The 19,336-nt window shown below is 65.7% G+C and carries 21 protein-coding genes; 8 read left to right on the top strand and 13 right to left on the bottom strand.

The genetic code is table 11. The features are described from left to right. Window positions 1–113: 113 nt before the first annotated feature. Entirely contained in the window at window positions 114–941 is an 828-nt protein-coding gene (gene dapD / locus FGK63_RS17850; protein WP_138844800.1) for a 2,3,4,5-tetrahydropyridine-2,6-dicarboxylate N-succinyltransferase, read from the bottom strand. Window positions 942–1,065: 124 nt separating this feature from the next. Further along, window positions 1,066–1,983: a threonine/serine dehydratase gene (locus FGK63_RS17855; RefSeq protein WP_138844802.1), complete on the bottom strand. Its 918-nt coding sequence runs from the start codon at window positions 1,981–1,983 to the stop codon at window positions 1,066–1,068. A 79-nt stretch (window positions 1,984–2,062) separates the two neighbouring features. Here FGK63_RS17855 and FGK63_RS17860 point away from each other — a divergent pair, with 79 nt between their 5' ends. Next, entirely contained in the window at window positions 2,063–2,905 is an 843-nt protein-coding gene (locus FGK63_RS17860) for an LOG family protein (RefSeq protein WP_138844804.1), read from the top strand. Window positions 2,906–2,952: 47 nt separating this feature from the next. Further along, window positions 2,953–3,240, top strand: coding sequence for a hypothetical protein (locus FGK63_RS17865; protein WP_138844805.1), 288 nt, complete (start codon window positions 2,953–2,955; stop codon window positions 3,238–3,240). A 23-nt stretch (window positions 3,241–3,263) separates the two neighbouring features. Here the strand turns inward: FGK63_RS17865 and FGK63_RS17870 are convergent, their stop codons facing one another. Then, window positions 3,264–3,473 (bottom strand): hypothetical protein, encoded by a 210-nt coding sequence (locus tag FGK63_RS17870; protein WP_138844808.1) that lies wholly within the window; start codon window positions 3,471–3,473, stop codon window positions 3,264–3,266. Window positions 3,474–3,628: 155 nt separating this feature from the next. On the opposite strand from FGK63_RS17870, the gene FGK63_RS17875 reads away from it, so the two are divergent. Beyond that, complete coding sequence (locus tag FGK63_RS17875) at window positions 3,629–4,747, top strand: cystathionine gamma-lyase (RefSeq protein WP_246044076.1); 1,119 nt, start codon at window positions 3,629–3,631, stop codon at window positions 4,745–4,747. Between the two features lie 13 nt (window positions 4,748–4,760). On the opposite strand, the gene FGK63_RS17880 is transcribed toward FGK63_RS17875, so the two are convergent. Beyond that, window positions 4,761–5,144, bottom strand: coding sequence for a phage holin family protein (locus FGK63_RS17880; RefSeq protein ID WP_138844809.1), 384 nt, complete (start codon window positions 5,142–5,144; stop codon window positions 4,761–4,763). 77 nt (window positions 5,145–5,221) lie between these two features. Next, window positions 5,222–6,403: a dual-specificity RNA methyltransferase RlmN gene (gene rlmN / locus FGK63_RS17885; RefSeq protein ID WP_138844812.1), complete on the bottom strand. Its 1,182-nt coding sequence runs from the start codon at window positions 6,401–6,403 to the stop codon at window positions 5,222–5,224. A 171-nt stretch (window positions 6,404–6,574) separates the two neighbouring features. Between rlmN and FGK63_RS17890 the strand changes: the two genes are divergently transcribed. Beyond that, window positions 6,575–7,522, top strand: a complete 948-nt coding sequence (locus FGK63_RS17890) for a hypothetical protein (RefSeq protein WP_138844814.1) — start codon at window positions 6,575–6,577, stop codon at window positions 7,520–7,522. Between the two features lie 150 nt (window positions 7,523–7,672). Here FGK63_RS17890 and FGK63_RS17895 read toward each other — a convergent pair whose 3' ends face one another. Then, window positions 7,673–8,206, bottom strand: a complete 534-nt coding sequence (locus FGK63_RS17895) for an invasion associated locus B family protein (RefSeq protein WP_138844815.1) — start codon at window positions 8,204–8,206, stop codon at window positions 7,673–7,675. A gap of 175 nt (window positions 8,207–8,381) precedes the next feature. Between FGK63_RS17895 and FGK63_RS17900 the strand changes: the two genes are divergently transcribed. Beyond that, window positions 8,382–9,377, top strand: a complete 996-nt coding sequence (locus FGK63_RS17900; protein ID WP_138844817.1) for an asparaginase — start codon at window positions 8,382–8,384, stop codon at window positions 9,375–9,377. 18 nt (window positions 9,378–9,395) lie between these two features. On the opposite strand, the gene FGK63_RS17905 is transcribed toward FGK63_RS17900, so the two are convergent. The 4 genes from FGK63_RS17905 to serB form a co-directional block, all read right to left on the bottom strand. After that, window positions 9,396–9,710, bottom strand: coding sequence for a YciI family protein (locus FGK63_RS17905; RefSeq protein ID WP_138844819.1), 315 nt, complete (start codon window positions 9,708–9,710; stop codon window positions 9,396–9,398). Window positions 9,711–9,734: 24 nt separating this feature from the next. Further along, a complete protein-coding gene (locus tag FGK63_RS17910; protein ID WP_138844821.1) occupies window positions 9,735–10,163 on the bottom strand; it encodes an SRPBCC family protein in 429 nt (142 codons plus the stop codon). Further along, window positions 10,151–10,480, bottom strand: a complete 330-nt coding sequence (locus FGK63_RS17915; RefSeq protein ID WP_138844823.1) for an ArsR/SmtB family transcription factor — start codon at window positions 10,478–10,480, stop codon at window positions 10,151–10,153. Before FGK63_RS17915 ends, FGK63_RS17910 begins: the two co-directional genes overlap by 13 nt. 64 nt (window positions 10,481–10,544) lie before the next feature. Continuing rightward, window positions 10,545–11,423 (bottom strand): phosphoserine phosphatase SerB, encoded by an 879-nt coding sequence (serB, locus tag FGK63_RS17920; RefSeq protein ID WP_138844825.1) that lies wholly within the window; start codon window positions 11,421–11,423, stop codon window positions 10,545–10,547. A 372-nt stretch (window positions 11,424–11,795) separates the two neighbouring features. On the opposite strand from serB, the gene FGK63_RS17925 reads away from it, so the two are divergent. The 3 genes from FGK63_RS17925 (at window position 11,796) to FGK63_RS17935 (ending at window position 15,541) form a co-directional block, all read left to right on the top strand. Next, complete coding sequence (locus FGK63_RS17925) at window positions 11,796–12,950, top strand: phosphoserine transaminase (protein ID WP_138844827.1); 1,155 nt, start codon at window positions 11,796–11,798, stop codon at window positions 12,948–12,950. A gap of 97 nt (window positions 12,951–13,047) precedes the next feature. After that, window positions 13,048–14,643, top strand: a complete 1,596-nt coding sequence (gene serA, locus FGK63_RS17930) for a phosphoglycerate dehydrogenase (protein WP_138844830.1) — start codon at window positions 13,048–13,050, stop codon at window positions 14,641–14,643. Between the two features lie 169 nt (window positions 14,644–14,812). Beyond that, a complete protein-coding gene (locus FGK63_RS17935; RefSeq protein WP_138844832.1) occupies window positions 14,813–15,541 on the top strand; it encodes a metallophosphoesterase family protein in 729 nt (242 codons plus the stop codon). 15 nt (window positions 15,542–15,556) lie between these two features. Here the strand turns inward: FGK63_RS17935 and FGK63_RS17940 are convergent, their stop codons facing one another. From FGK63_RS17940 to FGK63_RS17950, 3 genes are all read right to left on the bottom strand, one after another. Beyond that, entirely contained in the window at window positions 15,557–17,074 is a 1,518-nt protein-coding gene (locus FGK63_RS17940; protein ID WP_138844834.1) for a malonate--CoA ligase, read from the bottom strand. Window positions 17,075–17,185: 111 nt separating this feature from the next. After that, entirely contained in the window at window positions 17,186–17,890 is a 705-nt protein-coding gene (locus FGK63_RS17945) for a histidine utilization transcriptional repressor HutC (protein WP_138844836.1), read from the bottom strand. Between the two features lie 52 nt (window positions 17,891–17,942). Next, a complete protein-coding gene (locus FGK63_RS17950) occupies window positions 17,943–19,304 on the bottom strand; it encodes a formimidoylglutamate deiminase (protein WP_138844838.1) in 1,362 nt (453 codons plus the stop codon). Window positions 19,305–19,336 lie beyond the last annotated feature (32 nt).

The raw sequence follows: 19,336 nt of genomic DNA on the forward strand, positions 1-19,336 counted from the left end.
AAAAGCGCCGGGGCCCAACGGCAAGGCGGGTCCGCATCCCGCCGCCTTTTGCCACGAAAAAAGGCCCCGGACACCTGTCGCCGCGGCCGTTCATATCGTTGCTACGCGCCGTATCAGTCGCGCAGCAGTTCGTTGATCCCTGTCTTCGAGCGGGTCTTTTCATCCACCCGTTTCACGATCACGGCGCAATACAGGTTGATGCCGTTCTTCGACGGCATCGAGCCCGACACGACGACCGAATAGGGCGGTACTTCGCCGTACATGACCTCGCCGGATTCGCGATCGACGATCTTGGTCGATTTGCCGATGTAGACACCCATGCCCAGGACCGAGCCTTCGCGGACGATGCAGCCCTCGACCACTTCCGAGCGCGCGCCGATGAAACAGTTGTCCTCGATGATGGTCGGGCCGGCCTGCATCGGTTCCAGCACGCCGCCGATGCCGACGCCGCCCGAAAGGTGCACGTTCTTGCCGATCTGGGCGCAGGAGCCGACGGTGGCCCAGGTGTCGACCATGGTGCCTTCGTCGACATAGGCGCCGAGGTTGACGAAAGAGGGCATCAGCACCACGCCCGGCGCGACAAAGGCCGATTTGCGGACGACGCAGTTGGGCACGGCGCGAAATCCGGCGGCCTTCCACTGATCGGCGCCCCAGCCGGCGAACTTGCTGTCCACCTTGTCCCACCAGCCGCCGCCCTGCGGGCCGCCCGACTGGATCTCCATGTCCTTGATGCGGAAGCCCAGTAGAACCGCCTTCTTGGCCCATTGGTTCACGTGCCAGTTGCCGTCGCCAAGCTTTTCGGCCACCCGCAGCGACCCGCTGTCCAGCGCGTTCAGCGTTTCTTCGATCGCGTCGCGCTGCTCGCCTTTGGTGGCGGGGGTGATGGTGTCGCGGACCTCCCAGGCGGCCTCGATCGCGGCTTCCAGTTTTGCGTTGGACATGGGGCTTCTCCCTGCAGAATCTCGTCGCGTTGGTGTCGCCTATATGCAAGCGGGGGCCAATGCGCAATGCGACGCAGATTCGATCCGATGCGGCAAGGCCGAAGATAATGCTGGCCTGGCGCGTTCAGCCCGCGAACGGATCGGGCGCGATGTTCCCGCCGCAGACCAGAACCGCGACCCTTTCGCCGCGCCGGGGCTGGTAGGCGCCGCAGGTCAGCGCCGCAAGCGCGGTTGCGCCCGCTGGTTCGACCAGCATCCGCCGCTCTTGCCAGAGGGCCCTTTGCGCCGCCGCGATCGCCGCGTCCGGCACCAGCACCGACTCGACCCCGCCGGACAGGCCGAAACAGATATCGCCGATGCGCCGGGCGCCGAGGGCGTTGGCGGCGATGCCCGACACCTCGACATCCACGGGCGATCCGGCGCGCAGGGCAGCATTCAGCGCGCAGGAGGTTTCCGGCTCGACCGCGACGACCTTGCGCGCGCCCTGCAGCCAGGCCAGCGCGCCTGCGATCAGACCGCCGCCGCCGACGGCGATCAGCACGGTGTCTGCCTGGAGACCCTGCGCCTCCCATTCGGCGAAACAGGTTCCCTGCCCGGCGACGGTGGCGGGCGCGTCATAGGCGTGGATCTGCATTGCGCCCGTCGCGGTCTCGTGCTCGCGGGCCTGGGCCAGCGCGTTCGCGTATTCCCCCGGCACGACGCTCAGATCGGCGCCGATGCCCCTGATCAGGGCAATCTTGGACAGCCCGGCCATTTCAGGAACGAAAATCTTGGCGGGGTATCCCAGCGCGCGCGCCGCATAGGCCGCCGCTGCGCCGTGGTTCCCGCCCGAGGCCGCCACCACGCCGGCGGGCGGCACATCGCAGCTGAGCAAGGTATTGAACGCCCCGCGCGCCTTGAAGCTGCCGGTATGCTGCAGATGCTCAAGCTTCATCTCCAGCGGGAAATCTAGCCCGAAGCCGCGCGTTTCGATCACTGGCGTCACCTGCACATGACCCGCGATCCGATCTGCCGCCTCCGCAATTTCCGCTTTCCAATCCATTCTCACGTTCCCGTCACTGGCGCTCCGTTCGCGAACCCTATAGCTGTTGGAAAAACACGCAAGCAGGGATCACCCAGCAATGAAAGAAGACCGCCGCAGCCCGTTCCGCGATGCCCAGACCGACCGTTCGACTGCACGTGGCGTTCCGGAAACGCCGCAATCCCGATCCCCGTCCTACAAGCTCGCCTTCGCGGACGAGGATTTCCTGCTTCGGGACGAGTTGCGCCCGGTGCGGCTGCAACTGGAACTGCTGAAGCCCGAGATGCTGATGGCCGAGCGGCAGATCACCTCGACCATCGTCATGTTCGGCGGCGCGCGCATTCCCGAGCCGTCGCAGAAGCACAAGGCACGCACGCAGACGCTGGCGGAACTGTCGCAGTATTACGAAGAAGCGCGCGAATTCGCCCGCCTGATGACCGAGAAGTCCAAGGAGAGCGGCTGCCGCGAAAACGTCATCGTCACCGGCGGCGGACCGGGCGTCATGGAGGCAGGCAATCGTGGCGCGCATGAGGCCGGGGGATGCTCGATCGGGCTCAGCATCGTGCTGCCGCATGAGCAGGCGCCGAACCTGTTCGTGACGCCGGAACTCAGCTTCAACTTCCACTATTTCGCCATCCGCAAGATGCATTTCCTGATGCGCGCCCGGGCCATCACCATCTTCCCCGGCGGCTTCGGGACGATGGACGAGATGTTCGAATCCCTGACGCTGATCCAGACTGGCCGGATGGGTCGGGTTCCGTTCCTGCTGTTCGGGCGCGCCTTCTGGGAAAAGGTCATCAACTGGGAGGCGCTGGCCGATGCCGGCACGATCTCGGCCGAGGATCTGGACCTGTTCCGGTTCGTGGACACCGCACAGGAGGCCGTGGAGATCATCGAGAACTGGGAGCCCGCGCCGCCGCGCGACACAATTCCGGGGAGGTGAGGCGATTCGTGCTACACTGAGCCCGTCCATTTCCAAGGGAGGGGCTCATGGCATATGTAACGGTCTCAAACTGGACTTATGACGACAGCCTGAACGAAGCGGCGCTGATCGCGACGGCCAAGGAAAAACTCAGCCAGCTCAAAGCCATGGGCGCCAGCAGCGGTCACCTGGTGCGCACCGGCCCGTACGAGGGGTTGATCGTGGTCGTGTATCCCGACGAGGGCTCCTGGAACCGCGTCCGCGAGGCCGTGCAACACATGCGCAAGGATACCAGCCCTTCCGAAGGCGGCGTGTTCACCGGCGCGCTCAGCGGCCCTGCCGTCGTGTCGGTCTGAGCGGCGCCTTTGTTCCGCCCGGATCAATGCAGATGCGCCGGCAACACACCCAGTTCGACACCCTGCGGCAGCTTGGTCAGCACCTGCGCGCCCGCCACCTCCTTGATCGCATAGCCGTAACCCGCCAGACGGAACTTCCATTCCCGCGCGCTCAGGGACTTGTCCCGCTCCCGTTGCAGCAGGTCCAATAGGCCCGCCTCGATCGCGTCGCGTGCAATTTCAACCCGTGCCATATGCCATCCTCCATGGCCTTGTTGCCAGTTTCGAAACTGATTGTTGATCGCGGCGAGGGTTTGCCGGGAATTGGGAAAGTTTCGGGCGCGCGGGCGGCTTTTCCCGGCGGGGATTGAGTGTTATGGCGGCCGTGTTGGATGAAGGAGACGCCCGGATGGACATGCTCGATGACGACCGGCCGCAGATGGGTGAAATGCTGCATCTGCGGGGCAACACGCTGGCGAAGGGCGACCCGGTCGCCTTGCCGCTGACCCAAAGCAGCATGTTCCACCTGCCGGGCTCTCCCGAAGGGTTTCCGAATTATGGCCGCGTGAACAACCCGACCTGGGAGCATCTGGAACACGTCCTCGCCCATCTCGAAGGTGCGCCCTGCCTGGCCTTTCCGTCCGGCATGGCCGCGATCTCGGCGGCGCTGTTCGCGACCGTCAAGGCAGGGAGCCGGGTGTTGATCCCGTCGGACGGCTATTACGTCACCCGCCTGCTGGCCGAGCAGTTCCTGGCGCCTCTGGGTATCACGGTCGAACAGCGCGCGACGGCGGGTTTTGGCGACGGCGGATTCGCCGGGTTCGATGTGGTCTTCGTGGAAAGCCCTTCGAATCCGGGGCTGGACATGATCGACCTGGCTGCGGTGGCCGATGACGTGCGGGCGGCGGGCGGCATCACCATCGCCGACAACACGACGCTGACGCCCCTGGGCCAGCGCCCCCTGGATCTGGGCATCGACGTGGTCGTTGCTTCGGATACCAAGGCTATGGGTGGGCATTCCGATCTGCTGATGGGACACGTCGCCAGCCGCGCCTCCGAAGTCATGCAGAGCGTGGCGGACTGGCGCAAGGTCGCGGGCGCGATCCCCGGCCCGCACGAGGCATGGCTGCTGCATCGCGGGCTTGAAACGCTGGATGTGCGGTTCGAACGCATGTGCGATACGGCCGGGGTTCTGGCCGAGCGGCTGGCGGGGCATCCGGCCGTGAAACGGATCCGCTATCCGGGCCTGAGCGCCGATCCCGCCCACGATCTGGCCAGGGCGCAGACCCTGCGTTTCGGGTTCCTGCTGTCCGTCACGCTGGAGAGCGAAGAGAAGGCCGAAAAATTCATCAACTCCTGCCCCCTGATCCGGCCGGCGACGTCGTTTGGCGGCGTCCATACCTCGGCAGAACGCCGTGCCCGCTGGGGCGATGCGGTGGATCCGGGTTTTGTCCGGCTGTCCGTGGGCTGCGAACCGGCCGAGGAATTGTGGCAGGCGATCGCCGCAAGCCTCGACGGTCTCACCTGAAGCTTGCCGCGGCCTATTTCCGGTTTTCGCGCAGTTCCTTAAACACGTAGATCGGCAGGATGATCCCCGCGATCAGCGCGCCCAACCAGACCAGCAACGTCGCCAGGAACAGGTTCGAGATCCCGCCGATCGTCAGCCCGTTGGTCACGGCATCCGTGATCAGAAGACCCACAAAGGTCACCACCAGCGCCACCCCACCCTGCAGCGCCGGCAGGTTCTTTTCGCTGATCTTCGAGATCAGCGGTTCGGCGATCACCTGCACCAGGGTGAAGACGGCGACCACGACGATCAGGGACAGGGGCGCTATGGAAAAGCCCTGCAGCAGAAGCGCCGCGAGAAGCAGACCGACAGCGTTGCCGATCAGCAGGGCGACCACCGACATAAGGGTACGGACCATGGAGAAACCTCGCATTCAATTCCTGTCGATATCGAATGCGAGCCTAAACCGGTCTCAAGCGGATTTCACCTGATTTTTCAAAGGCCCGCTTCGGATTCGATCTGCCTGCGGGATTTGCGCTCGCGTTCCGTGGCCGATTTCAGCTGACCGCAGGCGGCCATGATGTCCTCGCCGCGCGGCGTGCGGATCGGAGAGGCGTAGCCGGCCTGGTAGATGATGTTGGCGAAGGCCCGGATCCGGTTGTTCGAGCTGCGCTTGTAGGGGGCGCCCGGCCATTCGTTGAACGGGATCAGGTTGATCTTGGCCGGGATGTTGTGGCTGCGGATCAGGTCGATCAGGCGGTGCGCGTCCTCGTCGCTGTCGTTCACGCCGTCCAGCATCACGTATTCAAAGGTGATCCGTTCCGAATTCGAGGCGTTCGGATAGCTGGCCAGCGCCTGCAGCAGTTCCTCGATGTTCCAGCGTTTGTTGATCGGCACCAGCACGTCGCGCACCTCGTTCGTGGTGGCGTGGAAGGAAATGGCCAGCAAACAGCCTATTTCCTGGGCCGTGCGGGCGATTTCCGGCACCACGCCCGAGGTCGAGAGCGTGATGCGGCGGCGGCTCAGAGAGATCCCCTCGGGATCCATCGCGATCTTCATGGCGTCGCGGACATTCTCGAAATTGTAGAGCGGTTCGCCCATGCCCATCAGGACGATGTTCGACAGAAGGCGGGTCTCGTTCTTGGGTTCGCCCGGAACCGGCCACTCCTCGAGATCGTCGCGCGCCATCATGATCTGGCCGACGATTTCGGCGGTTGTTAGGTTTCGTACAAGTTTCTGGGTGCCGGTATGACAAAATGTACATGTCAGCGTGCAGCCCACCTGGGACGAAATGCAGAGCGTGCCGCGGTCTTCTTCGGGGATGTAGACCACCTCGACCTCGTGTCCGCCGGCGATGCGGACCAGGTATTTGCGGGTGCCGTCCTCGGAGACCTTGCGGGTCACCACCTCGGGGATCTCGATCACGAAAGCCTCGGCCAGCTGCGCGCGATACGCCTTGGCGAGGTTGGTCATCGCCGCGAAGTCGCGCACGCCCCACTGGTAGATCCAATGCCAGATCTGGTTGACCCGCATCTTGGCCTGTTTCTCGGGGGTGCCATGTTCGATCAGCACCTCGCGCAGCCGGTCGCGGGTGAGGCCGACAAGGTTGATCTTCCCCTCGGGCAGCTTGCGGGGGATGGTCATGACGTCTTGGGTGATCGGCGTTTTGGCGGACATGGGCGGGAACTCGGGATTCTGGCTTGGAATGCGCCTCTATATAGGAAAGCGGGCGAAGATCAAAAGGATTCGCGCGGATCGGGAGGGAATGGCGCCTTCGGCGCGGCGTTCGCGCCGGGCGCGCCGACGTTGTATGATGACCCGGCGAACCTAGCCCGGGGGAAGTGCACCATGCAGAATTCACTGACCAGGCGCAGCGTCAAGGCAGCCGCCGCATTCGGCATAGCCATGCTTCTTTCTTCGACCGACGCGCCCGCCGACCAGAGCGACGCGGAGAATGCGGTCGACACCTTCGACAAGGCGATGCTGTCGATCTTTCGCCGCAGTCAGGACCAGCTGACCGCCGAAACCCGGCCGATCATGGTGATCGCGCGCGACGTCACCGTGATTTCGGACGAGGGAGAGGCGACATATCCCAGGAACGCGCCGCGGTATCAGCAGTTGAAATCCACATCGCATGTTCTGTTGGGGATCATCGGCGCGGTCACGCCCTGGCCCGAAGGAGAAGCCGGCAAGCAACGCTGGCGGCGCGATTTTTCAAGCATAGCGACCGAGATCGATGCTCTTCTCGCTGCCATCGACGGTCTCGGCCTGTCGGAGGAGGCGTTGGCCAGCCAACGGAAGATGCTTGGCACGGCGCGCAGCTTCACGGAAAACGCGCTGAACCAGGATGAACTGACGCGCGAGGCCGTCTCCAAGGTCATCAACGACATGCGGCCGGCATGGGTGGAGAACATGCGCGAGGCCGCGCGCGCCGAGTTGACGGCGCTTCACGCCGCCGTGTCCCAGGCGCGCGCCGCGATGGACGAGGCGGATTGGGCGAGGATGTATGTCGTGCATCACGGCGGGTCGAGCGTGAAGAACGTCAACGTCGTGCTTTTGTACCTGCAGCGCGTGATGCCGGAAAAGGTGGCGGCCGGACAGGTGCTGTTTGCGGAAAACGCCCATGGGAAGGACGCGCTGGCGCGTCATGCCGGCTACGTGCGGATGCAGCGGCATGTGGGCGCGTGGGCGTTCGGAGATCCGGGGCGGATGGAAGTCGATTTGTTGGGCTACGAGGCCGGTGCCATTCTGGACGAAATGATTCCGGCGACGCCGCCAGTGGCCGCTGCCGAGTGAACGCGCCGACCTCGGCGTCTTTCCGGTCGCAAGCGTTCTGCGGCGCCATTACGGGCGTCTGCCAACGACGCGATACGCTGCAACCCGTTCCTCAAACCGAAAAAGCCCCGACCGGAACGGCGGGGCTTTCGGGGCGTCGGACAGCCTGATTCAGTTGGTGCAGCGCTTTTCGGCATCCTCGATCGCGGCGGTGAAGCCCAGCAGCGAGAAGGTGTCCTTGGTCTGCGTTCCGCGTTCCGACCGCGCGGTCAGGACCGCTTCGGTGCCGCGCTTCATGGCGGTGATGATCTTGGCGTCATCCGCCTCGGTCGCGGGCCAGGCCCATTCGCCTTCGGTGAACAGCTCGAACTCGCTGCCGTCGACGCTGAGGTTCACGGTCGAGCCCGGCGCGAAAGGATAGCCGCCCGTGAAGGTCAGCTGGCCCTTAACATCCGCCTTGGGGCGGTAGAAGACGAACAGCAGAATGTCGCTGCGGCGCACCGACACCACGCGGCCGCCGCGGGTGTTGACGGTTTCCTTGGGCGCCGAGACGCTCCAGCATTCCGTCGGGTCATCCTCGACGAACACGCTCCAATCGGTCTTGGCCGCGACCCGGTTGGTGCTTGTCGCCTGTTGAGCGATTGCGGTGGTGGCCATTCCGGCCATGCACAGGCCCGCAATGACGCGGACGAGCTTTGATCCCATTTGTCCAGCCTCCTAGCCCGACTTAAACCTCAAGTTACCGGGGATGCCGGCAGGTCTTGGCGACCCGTCTCATGTTGCGCATCCCGTCGTTTGCCGACATACACACACTATCGCAGGTTTCGCCATGGGCGAAAGGGCGATTGGCAGAATTTTGCGCACTCAGCGAGGGGACGTCATGACGCAGCCGGTGGCAATGACCGAAGTTTGGCGCGGGACGCTGCTTGAAAGCCTGCATCTGGGACATGCGGTGATCTGCGACGACACCGGCCGGATCGTGCAGAGTTGGGGCGACCCGAGGGCGACGGTCTATCCGCGATCCTCGTGCAAGATGATCCAGGCGCTGCCGCTGATCACCTCGGGCGCGGCGGCCAAGTACGGGCTGGGCCCGGAGCATCTGGCGCTGGCCTGCGCCTCGCATTCGGGGGCCGCGATCCACACCGACCGGGTGGCGGCCTGGCTGGAACACCTGGGTCTCGGCGACGACGACCTGCGCTGCGGGCCGCAGGAGCCCGGCGACATGGCCGCCCGCGACGCGCTGATCCTGGCCGATACCGTGCCCTGCCAGATGCACAACAACTGCTCGGGCAAGCATTCCGGCTTTCTGACGATGGCGCAGCACATGGGCGCGGGACCGGAATATGTCGAGATCGACCATCCGGTGCAGCAAGCCTGCCTTGCCGCCTTCGAGGAGGTCACCGGCGAGGCGAGCCCGACCTACGGGATCGACGGCTGCTCGGCGCCCAATTTCGCGACCTCGCTGGAGGGGCTTGCGCGGGCGATGGCCTGGTTCGCCACGGCCGGCGACCGTTCCGACCGCCAGAGCGCGGCCGCCCGGCAGCTGACCGCCGCGATGATGCGGCATCCGGAACTGGTGGCCGGCGAAGGGCGCGCCTGCACCGAGCTGATGCGCGCGATGAACGGGCGGGCCGCGATCAAGACCGGGGCCGAGGCGGTGTTCGTCGCCATCATCCCCGGGAAACGCATGGGCGTGGCGGTCAAGATCGCGGATGGCGCGACGCGCGCCAGCGAATGCGCGATCGCCGCGATTCTGGTGCAACTGGGCGTGCTGGAGGCCGACCACCCGGCGACGCGGAGGTTCATGAACGCGCCTCTGCTCAACCGGCGGGGCATCGACTGCGGCGTGATCAAACCGGCCGCCGGGTTTCCCTGACGGCCGGTTCGGGCGAGATCACATTTCCATGACCTCGGCAACCTCGACCGAGCCGTTGCCGGACACGACCATCGGGCAGCCCTTGGCCATTTCCGTCGCGGCGGCGATGTCGGCGGCCTTGACCACCGAATAGCCCGAGATCGGGTTGGCCCCGCCGTCATCGGCGACGCCGCTGGCGCTGACGGTCTTGGACATGCCCACCGGGGCGCCGGGAATCACCACCGCGTCGCCCAGGTTCTGGAACCAGGCCTGCCAGGCCGCCATGACCTGCTTGCCTTCCTCGGGGCTTTCCGGGGCCTTGCCGCCATGATAGGCGAAAACGAAATCAGGCATTGTCTTTCCTCCCTTGCTGAAAATTCATTGCAACACGGCTTCGAGCTTGCGCAGGCACGAGGTCCAGCCTTCCTTGTGGCTCTGGCCGATCTCGTCGTCGCCGAGGTCGCGGTGATCCAGCACCAGCCGCGCGCCCGTGTCGGTGGCCTCGACCGTGAAGGTCACGTGGCTTTCCTCGCCGCGCTTGTCGTTCTCGTCATGCCAGGCCCAGGTGAAGCCGACCGAAACCGGCGGGTTCACATGCGTGACCTGGCCCGAAACCTTGTAGGTCTGGCCCTCGCCGTTCATCATCACCGAATACCACGGGCCGGGGCGGCAGAAATCCAGGTTGTGTTCGGGCACATGCATCCCTTCGGGCCCCCACCACTGCAACAGCTTGGCGCCGTCGCTGACCCAGGCGAACAGGGTTTCGGGGCTGACGGGAAATTCCCGCACCAGTCTCAGGTCGGCCATGTGTTCTCCCTTTCCAACGCCTCGCCCAGGCGGTCGAGGCTGGTTTCCCAGAACCGCCGCCTGGAAATCGTCCAATCCGCGATGGCGCGCAGCCCCTCGGGCTGCACCGAATAAAGCCGCATGGTTCCCTTGGCCCGATGCCGGACCAGCCCCGCCTCGCGCAGCACCTTGAGGTGGCGCGAGATCGCGGCGCCCGACATGCCCTTGCCCCGGATCAGGTCGCCCGCGGGCAGCTCGCCCTCGTCCATCAACTGCTCGACGATGGAAAAGCGGGTGGGATCGGAGAGCGCGGAGAAGGCGGCCAGCAAATCTGTCATGTCCCGATATTTAACACATGCGTTAAACAAAGGAAAGCGGCAGATTGCCGGCCCCGAAGGCCGGTCAGGGCGTCGCGAACTCGTCCTTGGAATAGCCCTGCAGGTACAGAAGTGCCGTCAGGTCGCCGTGATTGACCCGGACGTCGCATTGCGCGGCGACCGAGGGCTTGGCATGCAGCGCCACCCCGGTTCCCGCGCGCCCCAGCATGTCCAGATCGTTGGCCCCGTCTCCGACGGCGATCACCTCGGCTTCGGCAATGCCGAGCCGCGCCGATATCTGCACCAACGCGTCGACCTTGGCCTGCCGCCCCAGGATCGGGCGCTGCACGTCGCCGTTCAGCCGGCCGTCTTCGACCAGCAGCGTGTTGGCGCGATTCTCGTCGAAACCCAGCATCGACGCGACCCGCGCCGTGAAGGCGGTGAACCCGCCCGAGACCAGCGCCGCGTAGGCGCCGTTGGCCCGCATGGTCGCCACCAGTTCCAATCCGCCCGGCATCAGGGTGATCCGGTCGTTCAGAACCTTGAGGATCACGCCCTCGCCCAGCCCCCGGAGCAGTCCGACCCGTTCGATCAAAGCGCCTTCGAAATCCAGCTCGCCGTTCATCGCCCGCGCGGTGATGTCCTTGACGCGGTCGCCCACGCCCGCCTCGTCCGCCAGTTCGTCGATGCATTCCTGCTGGATCATGGTGCTGTCCATATCCGCCAGCAGCATCTTCTTGCGCCGCCCTTCCGCCGTCTGCACGACCAGGTCGACGCCGATCTCCTGCAGCTCCGCCCAGACGTCCCAGCGGTTGGCCGGAACCTGCGCCAGCGCAAACTCGGCTGCCACGTCCGGGTTCAGCCAGACCGCATCGCCGCCGCCCCAGGCGTTGCGCAGCGATTCGACCAGCGACGGCTCGAGAGAGGGCGCGCCGGGATTGGTCAGCAGGGTGGCAACGTACATCCGAATTCTCCTGTATTGTCCCCCGCGCATAGCGCAGGTGCAGAAATTCCGCCAGACGCCGTGTCGTTCGCCGTCCCCGACCCCGTCCCCGACGCACCAGTCACCGCAAGTCGCGGCCCGGCCCGCGCAACCCTCTGCGCCGCTTCACCTTTTTTCAAATATTCATGCAAGTCCACCCGTTCGTCCGGCGGCCGGGTCTGGGCTGCAACGCGTAACGGAAGTTTCCGATCGTAGCCTTCGGGCGTCGGATTTGAACAACAAAGCGCCGATATCGGATCATTTTCCCGCTTGCCTGCCGCAACGCGGCGGCGTAGCTCTGGTCGTGGGACACCCCTCCCCAACGAGGGGCGTATATCTGGAAGGGTAACACCTATGACCATCGAACGACCGGCGACGCGGCCGGCCAATCCGCGCTTTTCCTCCGGCCCCTGCGCCAAGCCCCCCACATTCGATCTTGCCAAGCTCGCGGACGCCGCCCTGGGCCGTTCGCACCGCGCCGCTGTCGGCAAGGACAAGCTGAAAGCCGCGATCGAGGGCACGCGCGAGATCCTGGGCATCCCCGCGGATTACCGCATCGGCATCGTCCCCGCCTCGGATACCGGCGCGGTCGAGATGGCGCTGTGGTCGCTGCTGGGCGCGCGCAAGGTGGAAATGCTGGCCTGGGAAAGCTTCGGCGCGGGCTGGGTCACCGACGTCGTCAAGCAGCTGAAGATCGATGCCGAGGTCAAGACCGCCGAATACGGCGAGATCGTCGATCTGGCCTCGGTCGATTTCAAAAATGACGTGGTGTTCACCTGGAACGGCACCACCTCGGGCGTGCGGGTGCCGAACGGCGACTGGATCGCGGCCGACCGTCAGGGGCTGACGATCTGCGACGCCACCAGCGCCGCCTTCGCGATGGACCTGCCTTGGGACAAGCTGGACGTGACCACCTTCAGCTGGCAGAAGGTGCTGGGCGGCGAGGCCGCGCATGGAATGCTGATCCTCAGCCCCCGCGCGGTGGAGCGGCTGGAAAGTTACACGCCCGCCTGGCCGCTGCCCAAGATCTTCCGCCTGACCAAGGGCGGCAAGCTGATCGAGGGGATATTCAAGGGCGAGACCATCAATACCCCGTCGATGCTGGCGGTCGAGGATTACCTCTTCGCGCTCGACTGGGCCCGCTCGGTCGGCGGCCTGCGGGGGCTGATCGCCCGCGCCAACGCCAACACCAAGGCGATCGCTGATTTCGTCGAGCTGCACGGCTGGATCGACTTCCTGGCCCATGACCCGGCGACGGTGTCGAACACCAGCGTCTGCCTGAAGTTCACCGACGGCCGCATCGCGGACGGCGCGGCCTTTGCCAAGGCTGTGGCCAAGCGACTCGAGACCGAGGGCGTGGCCTTTGACATCGGCGCCTATCGCGACGCTCCGGCGGGCCTGCGCATCTGGTGCGGCGGCACGGTCGAGACCTCGGACATCGAGGCGATGCTGCCCTGGCTCGAATGGGCCTTCCAGGCCGAGATCGAAGCGCAGGTGCAGACTGCCTGAGAAACGTGTGCCGGGCTGAGGCCCGGCCCGCGGCCGACGCAAACGCAGGGCCGGCTTCGGCCCGCCATTCCCAGACCCATTCAAAGGACCAATCGAAATGGCCCCGAAAGTACTCGTTTCCGACAAGCTCAGCGAATCCGCCGTCCAGATCTTCCGCGACCGCGGCATCGACGTGGATTTCCTGCCCGACGTGGGCAAGGACAAGGAAAAGCTGGCCGAGATCATCGGCCAGTATGACGGCCTCGCCATCCGCTCGGCCACCAAGGTGACCGAGAAGATCCTCGAAAAGGCCGACCGGCTGAAGGTCATCGGCCGCGCCGGCATCGGCACCGACAACGTCGACAAGGACGCGGCGTCGAAAAAGGGCGTGATCGTGATGAACACGCCCTTCGGCAACATGATCACCACCGCCGAACACGCGATCGCGATGATGTTCGCGGTGGCGCGGCAGATCCCCGAGGCCAGCGCCTCGACCCATGCGGGCAAGTGGGAAAAGTCCAAGTTCATGGGGATCGAACTGACCAACAAGACCCTCGGCGTGATCGGCGCGGGCAACATCGGCGGCATCGTCTGCGAACGGGCGCATGGCCTGAAGATGAAGGTCATCGCCTACGACCCCTATCTGAGCCAGGAGAAGGCCGACAAGATGGCGGTCGAGAAGGTGGAACTGGACGAGCTGCTGGCGCGCTCGGATTTCATCACCCTGCACGTGCCGCTGACCGACCAGACCCGCAACATCCTGAGCCGCGAGAACCTGGCCAAGACCAAGAAGGGCGTGCGCATCGTCAACTGCGCCCGCGGCGGCCTGGTGGACGAGGAGGCGCTGGCGGAGATGCTGAAATCCGGCCATGTGGCCGGCGCGGCCTTCGACGTGTTCAGCGTGGAACCGGCCAAGGACAACCCGCTGTTCGACCTGCCCAACGTGGTCTGCACCCCGCACCTGGGCGCCGCCACCACCGAGGCGCAGGAAAACGTCGCGGTGCAGGTGGCCGAGCAAATCTCGAACTACCTGCTGACCGGCGCGGTCGAGAACGCGCTGAACATGCCCAGCGTCACCGCCGAAGAGGCCAAGATCATGGGGCCGTGGATCAAGCTGGCCGGCCACCTGGGCAGCTTCGTGGGCCAGATGACCGACGAGCCGATCAAGGCGATCAACATCCTCTATGACGGGGTCGCGTCCGAGATGAACCTGGCCGCGCTGAACTGCGCGCTGATGGCCGGGATCATGAAACGGGTCAATCCCGAGGTGAACATGGTCTCGGCGCCGATCGTGGCCAAGGAGCGCGGCATCCAGATCTCGACCACCAGCCAGGACAAGTCGGGAACCTTCGACGGCTACGTCAAGGTGACGGTCGTGACCGGCAAGCGCGAACGCTCGATCGCGGGCACCGTGTTCTCGGACGGCAAGCCGCGCTTCATCCAGATCAAGGGCATCACCATCGACGCCGAGGTCGGCGCGCACATGCTCTACACCACCAACGAGGACGTGCCGGGCATCATCGGCGCCCTGGGCGGCACGATGGGCGATTTCGGCGTCAACATCGCCAACTTCACCCTGGGCCGCACCCATGCTGGCGGCGAGGCCATCGCGCTGCTTTACGTCGATGAGCCGGTCCCGGCCGAGGCCCGGGCCAAGCTGGCCGAAACCGGGCTGTTCACCCAGATCAAGCCGCTGGAGTTCGACGTGGGCTGAGCCCCGGACCGCCTGAAAACGCCGCCCCTGCACGGGCGGCGTTTTTCTTGCCCGCGGCGCCGCGGGCTGAACGGCCCGAGCGCCAAGGTCGCGAAACCACGGTCCCGACCCCTTCCATTGGCGGCGCCGATGCGACAGAACGGGGAGCGCAGGAACCCGGAGGACCGCCATGACCCGCCCCATCTACGCAATCGGCGACATCCACGGACAGCGGGAAATGCTCGAATCCGCGCTGGCCCGGATCGACGCCGATGGCGGCCGGGATGCGCGGGTGGTGTTTCTGGGCGATTACACCGACCGCGGCCCGGACAGCCGCGGCGTGCTGGACATCCTTGTGCAAGGCAAGCGCGCCGGGCGGGACTGGATCACGCTCAAGGGCAATCACGACCGCATGTTCGCGCTGTTCCTGCGCGACTATCCCGCCAATGACGAACGCCTGCTGATCGGGCATCACTGGCTGCATGACAGCCTCGGCGGCCCGGAAACCCTGGCGTCATACGGCGTCGAGGTGAAGGACGGCGACCGCATCTACCAGGTGCACCAGAAGGCGCGCGCCGCCATTCCCGAAGCGCATCGGCAGTTCCTGGAGTCGCTGCCCGCCTGGCACGAGGAGGACGGGCTGCTGTTCGTGCATGCGGGCATCCGCCCCGGCGTGCCGCTGGACCGGCAGACCGAGGACGACCTGATCTGGATCCGGCACGAGTTCCTGGACGACCTGCGGCCCCACCCCTGGCTGGTGGTCCACGGACATACCCCGGCCCGCCAGCCCGAACATCGCGGCAACCGGGTCAATCTGGACACGGGCGCGGGATATGGCAGGCCGCTGGCGGCCGCCGTGTTCGAAGGCCGGGATTGCTGGCTGCTGACGGACAGGGGCCGGGTGCCGCTGAAACCCTGAACGGACCCAGTCGCCTCAGCTGGTGGCGAACATGTCCTTGTAGGTCTCGCGCAGCACGTTCTTCTGCACCTTGCCCATGGTGTTGCGCGGCAACTCGTCCAGCAGGATCAGCTTGCGCGGATGCTTGAACCGGGCGAGGCTGGCACTTACCGCCTGCATCACCGCGCCGAGATCCGGCTTCGCCCCCGGTTCGGGCACGATGAGGCACAGCACGGTCTCGCCGAAATCCGGGTGCGGCACGCCGATCACCGCGCTTTCCAGCACACCGGGCTGTTCGTCCAGCAGCAGTTCGATCTCCTTGGGATAGATGTTGTAGCCGCCCGAGATGATCAGGTCCTTGTTGCGGCCGACGATGTGGACATAGCCGTCGGAGTCGATCCGGCCCAGGTCGCCGGTGATGAAGAACCCGTCCTCGCGCAGTTCGGCGGCGGTCTTTTCCGGCATCTGCCAGTAGCCCTTGAAGACGTTGGGGCCGCGCACCTCGATCAGGCCGATCTCGCCCTGCGGCAGGGTCTCGGCGGTTTCGGGGTCGGTGATCTTCAACTCGACCCCGGGCAGCGGAAAGCCGACGGTTCCGGCCCGGCGCTCGCCGTCATAGGGGTTCGAGGTGTTCATGTTGGTCTCGGTCATGCCGTAGCGTTCGAGAATGCGGTGGCCCGTGCGCTGTTCGAACCGGGCATGGGTTTCCGCCAGAAGCGGCGCGGAACCCGAGACGAAGAGGCGCATGTGCGATGCCAGATCGCCGGTGAACCGGTCGTCGTCGAGAAGGCGGGTGTAGAAGGTCGGAACCCCCATCATCGCCGTCGCCCCGGGCATCAGGCGCAGGATGTCGTCGAGATCGAACCGCGGCAGGAAGATCATGCTGCCGCCGGTCGCCAGCACCACGTTCGTCGCCACGAAAAGCCCGTGCGTGTGAAAGATCGGCAGGGCGTGCAGCAGCACGTCGCCGCTGGTGAAACGCCATTCCCGCGCCAGCGTCTCGGCGTTCGACAGCAGGTTCCTCTGCGTCAGCATCGCGCCTTTCGACCGGCCCGTGGTGCCGGAGGTGTAGAGGAAGGCGGCCAGATCCTCTTCGGTCCGCTTGGCCGGGGCGAAGGCCGGCAACATGCCCAGCGCGCGGCGCATCAGGCTGCCGGTCCCGTCGGCGTTCAGCGTCAGGATCTGCGCGCCCGCCTCAGTCGCCACCGGGGCGAGCGCGTCTTCGCCGGCGCCGTCGCAGACGATCAGGGAGGCGCCGCTGTTGTCGATGAAATAGGTCAGTTCATCGACCGTGTAGGCGGTGTTGAGCGGCAGAAAGATCAGCCCCGCCTGGGCGCTTGCGGCATAGAGCGCCAGCGCCTCGGGCGATTTCTGGACCTGCACGGCGACCCGGTTCCCGGGCTCCAGTCCCAGGCCGGTCAGCGCGTTGGCGATCCGCGCGGCGGTGTCCAGAAACCCGGCATGGGTGATCACCTCGCCGTCCGGCAGGTGCAGGAACGGCGTGTCCTTGCCGGCGTGAACTCCGAACAGGCGGTCATAGAGCGGGTTGGGCATCGTGCGATCCTTTGCGGGCCGCGGCATGGGTCGCCGGGCGGGGTTGCCTCCGAAACTGTCGCGGAATTCGGGAATCGTAAAGGGTGCGCGACGGCGCACCCGTCCAATGCGTCAGATCTGCGTCGTCATCCTGTATCCCGCGCCGAAATAGAGCTTGGCGAAGGTCACCGGGCGCCCCTGCAGCCAGGTGGTCCTTTCGGCGGTGAAGACCGGCTCGCCCTCGGGCATGTCGAGGAAGCCGGCCAAGGTGGCGTCGGCGCGGCTGGCGAGGAAAGTCAGTTCGACATTGGTGAAGGGAACGGTCTGCACCAGCCAGTCGTTGGGGCCGGTCGCGGAAAAATCCGCCTGCGCCACCTGGGGCACGCTTTCGGCGACGATCCAGCGGTCCTCGTACTGGAAGGGCGTGTTGCTGGAATAGTGCATGCAGCGGACATGCATCACCTCTTGCGCCGCGCGCAATTGCAGCCGCGCGCTGAGCCATTCCGGGGCAGGCTGCAGTTCGGCCGAGACCAGCGCATAGCGGTATTGGCCGCCGCCGGCTTCGACCTCGTCCCGCACCAGGGGAATGGTGAAGCGCGCCTGCCTTTGCGGCGCGCTCAGCACCCGCGTTCCGGCCTTGCGACGCCGTTCGAGAAAACCTTCCTCGGCCAGTTCGCGCAGCGCGCGGTTGACCGTCGTCCGGGTGCAGGAGAACTCGACCGCAAGCTCCTGCTCGTTGGGCAGAAGCGTGTCCGGGCGCCAGGTCCCGGACCGGATCCTTTCGAGCACGGTGCGCTTGATGTCGCGGTAGCTGGTGGTTTCGCCGGGTTGTGTCATGATGGCTATGGAACGCCTTTTTCGTCTCTAAATCAGGCTTTTTGGTCCCGTTTCAGGCTGCGGCCAGAAGCTCGGCCAACGCATTGCGATAGCCCGCCACGATGGCGTCGCGCGCAACGTGCCGCCCGCCCTGCACCATGTGCCTGCCGGTCGACCAGAGGTCGGTGACGACCGCATCCGGCGCGGCGAAACACAGCCCGTCCAGCAGTTGATGATCGGCCAGCGCGCAGAGCGACGGGTGCTCTCGGTCGATGGCCACCAGATCGGCCAGCCTGCCGACCGCGATCTCGCCCGCGTCGCGGCCCAGCGCCTGCGCCCCGCCACGCGCCGCGCCGGTGTAGAGCGCGTGACCGACCGAGCCCTCGCCCGGAACCAGAACCGTTCGCGCCATGTCGCGAAGGCGTTGCGAGTATTCCAGCGTGCGCAACTCTTCGGTCAGCGAGATCCGCACGTTTGAATCCGATCCCACACCGAAGGCACCGCCGTTTTCCACGTAGACTGCTCCGTTGAAGATGCCGTCGCCCAGATTGGATTCGGTGATCGGGCACAGCCCGGCGACCGCTCCGGACCGGGCCATGCGGGCGGTCTCGTCATCGGTCATGTGGGTGGCGTGGATCAGGCACCAGCGCGCGTCCACCGCCACGTTGTCCAGCAGCCAGGACACCGGGCGCTGGCCGAACCTGGCCTCGACATCCGCGACTTCCTGAAGCTGCTCGGAGATGTGGATGTGCACCGGCCCTTCCGGCATCTGCGCCAGAACGGCCGCCAGATCGGCGGGCGAAGTCGCGCGCAGGGAATGCGGCGCGGTGCCGACCCGCGTATCGGGATGCGCCTCGGGCAGAGCGCCGCGGCACTCCGACACCAGGTTCAGGAATTGGTCCACGTCGTTGCCAAAGCGCAACTGCCCGCCCGACAGCGGCTCCTGCCTGACGCCGCCATAGGTGTAGAGCACCGGCAGGTGGGTCAGGCCGATCCCGGTCTGCCGCGCGGCGGCGAAGATGCGCTGGCTGAGTTCGGACAGTCTGCCGTAGGGCGTTCCGCCCGGCTGGTGGTGGACATAGTGGAATTCACCGACCGAGGCATAGCCGGCCTCCTGCATCTCCATGTAGACCAGCGCGGCGATGGCTTCGACCTGCTCGGGCGTCAGGCGATCCAGGAAACGGTACATCAGGCTGCGCCAGGTCCAGAAGCTTTCCTTTCCGGCGGCGCGCGTTTCGGTCATCCCCGCCATCGCGCGCTGAAAGGCATGGCTGTGCAGGTTGCCAAGCGCTGGCAGAAGCGTGTCGATGCGCACATCCCCCGCCGCCGGAACCGCGCCCGTTTCGAGCCCCGCAATCCGTCCGCCGGATACCTTGACCCGCAGATCATGCACCCAATCAGAGCCTAACAAGGCGGTTTTCGCGTGGATAGTCATGGCGGACTCATTTTGTGTAGACTTTATATTGT

It is taken from the genome of Ruegeria sediminis (genome assembly GCF_005938215.1).
Taxonomy (GTDB): Bacteria; Pseudomonadota; Alphaproteobacteria; order Rhodobacterales; family Rhodobacteraceae; genus Ruegeria; species Ruegeria sediminis.

Excerpts from the sequence above, each read along its gene's own strand:
- FGK63_RS17890 (WP_138844814.1), top strand. The coding sequence starts at position 6,575 with ATGCAGAATTCACTGACCAGGCGCAGCGTCAAGGCAGCCGCCGCATTC.
- FGK63_RS17900 (WP_138844817.1), top strand. The coding sequence starts at position 8,382 with ATGACGCAGCCGGTGGCAATGACCGAAGTTTGGCGCGGGACGCTGCTT.
- FGK63_RS17935 (WP_138844832.1), top strand. The coding sequence starts at position 14,813 with ATGACCCGCCCCATCTACGCAATCGGCGACATCCACGGACAGCGGGAA.
- FGK63_RS17950 (WP_138844838.1), bottom strand. The coding sequence starts at position 19,304 with ATGACTATCCACGCGAAAACCGCCTTGTTAGGCTCTGATTGGGTGCAT.
- FGK63_RS17870 (WP_138844808.1), bottom strand. The coding sequence starts at position 3,473 with ATGGCACGGGTTGAAATTGCACGCGACGCGATCGAGGCGGGCCTATTG.
- dapD (WP_138844800.1), bottom strand. The coding sequence starts at position 941 with ATGTCCAACGCAAAACTGGAAGCCGCGATCGAGGCCGCCTGGGAGGTC.
- serB (WP_138844825.1), bottom strand. The coding sequence starts at position 11,423 with ATGTACGTTGCCACCCTGCTGACCAATCCCGGCGCGCCCTCTCTCGAG.
- FGK63_RS17875 (WP_246044076.1), top strand. The coding sequence starts at position 3,629 with ATGGACATGCTCGATGACGACCGGCCGCAGATGGGTGAAATGCTGCAT.
- FGK63_RS17865 (WP_138844805.1), top strand. The coding sequence starts at position 2,953 with ATGGCATATGTAACGGTCTCAAACTGGACTTATGACGACAGCCTGAAC.
- FGK63_RS17895 (WP_138844815.1), bottom strand. The coding sequence starts at position 8,206 with ATGGGATCAAAGCTCGTCCGCGTCATTGCGGGCCTGTGCATGGCCGGA.
- serA (WP_138844830.1), top strand. The coding sequence starts at position 13,048 with ATGGCCCCGAAAGTACTCGTTTCCGACAAGCTCAGCGAATCCGCCGTC.
- FGK63_RS17940 (WP_138844834.1), bottom strand. The coding sequence starts at position 17,074 with ATGCCCAACCCGCTCTATGACCGCCTGTTCGGAGTTCACGCCGGCAAG.
- FGK63_RS17910 (WP_138844821.1), bottom strand. The coding sequence starts at position 10,163 with ATGGCCGACCTGAGACTGGTGCGGGAATTTCCCGTCAGCCCCGAAACC.
- FGK63_RS17905 (WP_138844819.1), bottom strand. The coding sequence starts at position 9,710 with ATGCCTGATTTCGTTTTCGCCTATCATGGCGGCAAGGCCCCGGAAAGC.
- FGK63_RS17925 (WP_138844827.1), top strand. The coding sequence starts at position 11,796 with ATGACCATCGAACGACCGGCGACGCGGCCGGCCAATCCGCGCTTTTCC.
- FGK63_RS17855 (WP_138844802.1), bottom strand. The coding sequence starts at position 1,983 with ATGGATTGGAAAGCGGAAATTGCGGAGGCGGCAGATCGGATCGCGGGT.
- FGK63_RS17860 (WP_138844804.1), top strand. The coding sequence starts at position 2,063 with ATGAAAGAAGACCGCCGCAGCCCGTTCCGCGATGCCCAGACCGACCGT.
- FGK63_RS17915 (WP_138844823.1), bottom strand. The coding sequence starts at position 10,480 with ATGACAGATTTGCTGGCCGCCTTCTCCGCGCTCTCCGATCCCACCCGC.
- FGK63_RS17880 (WP_138844809.1), bottom strand. The coding sequence starts at position 5,144 with ATGGTCCGTACCCTTATGTCGGTGGTCGCCCTGCTGATCGGCAACGCT.
- FGK63_RS17945 (WP_138844836.1), bottom strand. The coding sequence starts at position 17,890 with ATGACACAACCCGGCGAAACCACCAGCTACCGCGACATCAAGCGCACC.
- rlmN (WP_138844812.1), bottom strand. The coding sequence starts at position 6,403 with ATGTCCGCCAAAACGCCGATCACCCAAGACGTCATGACCATCCCCCGC.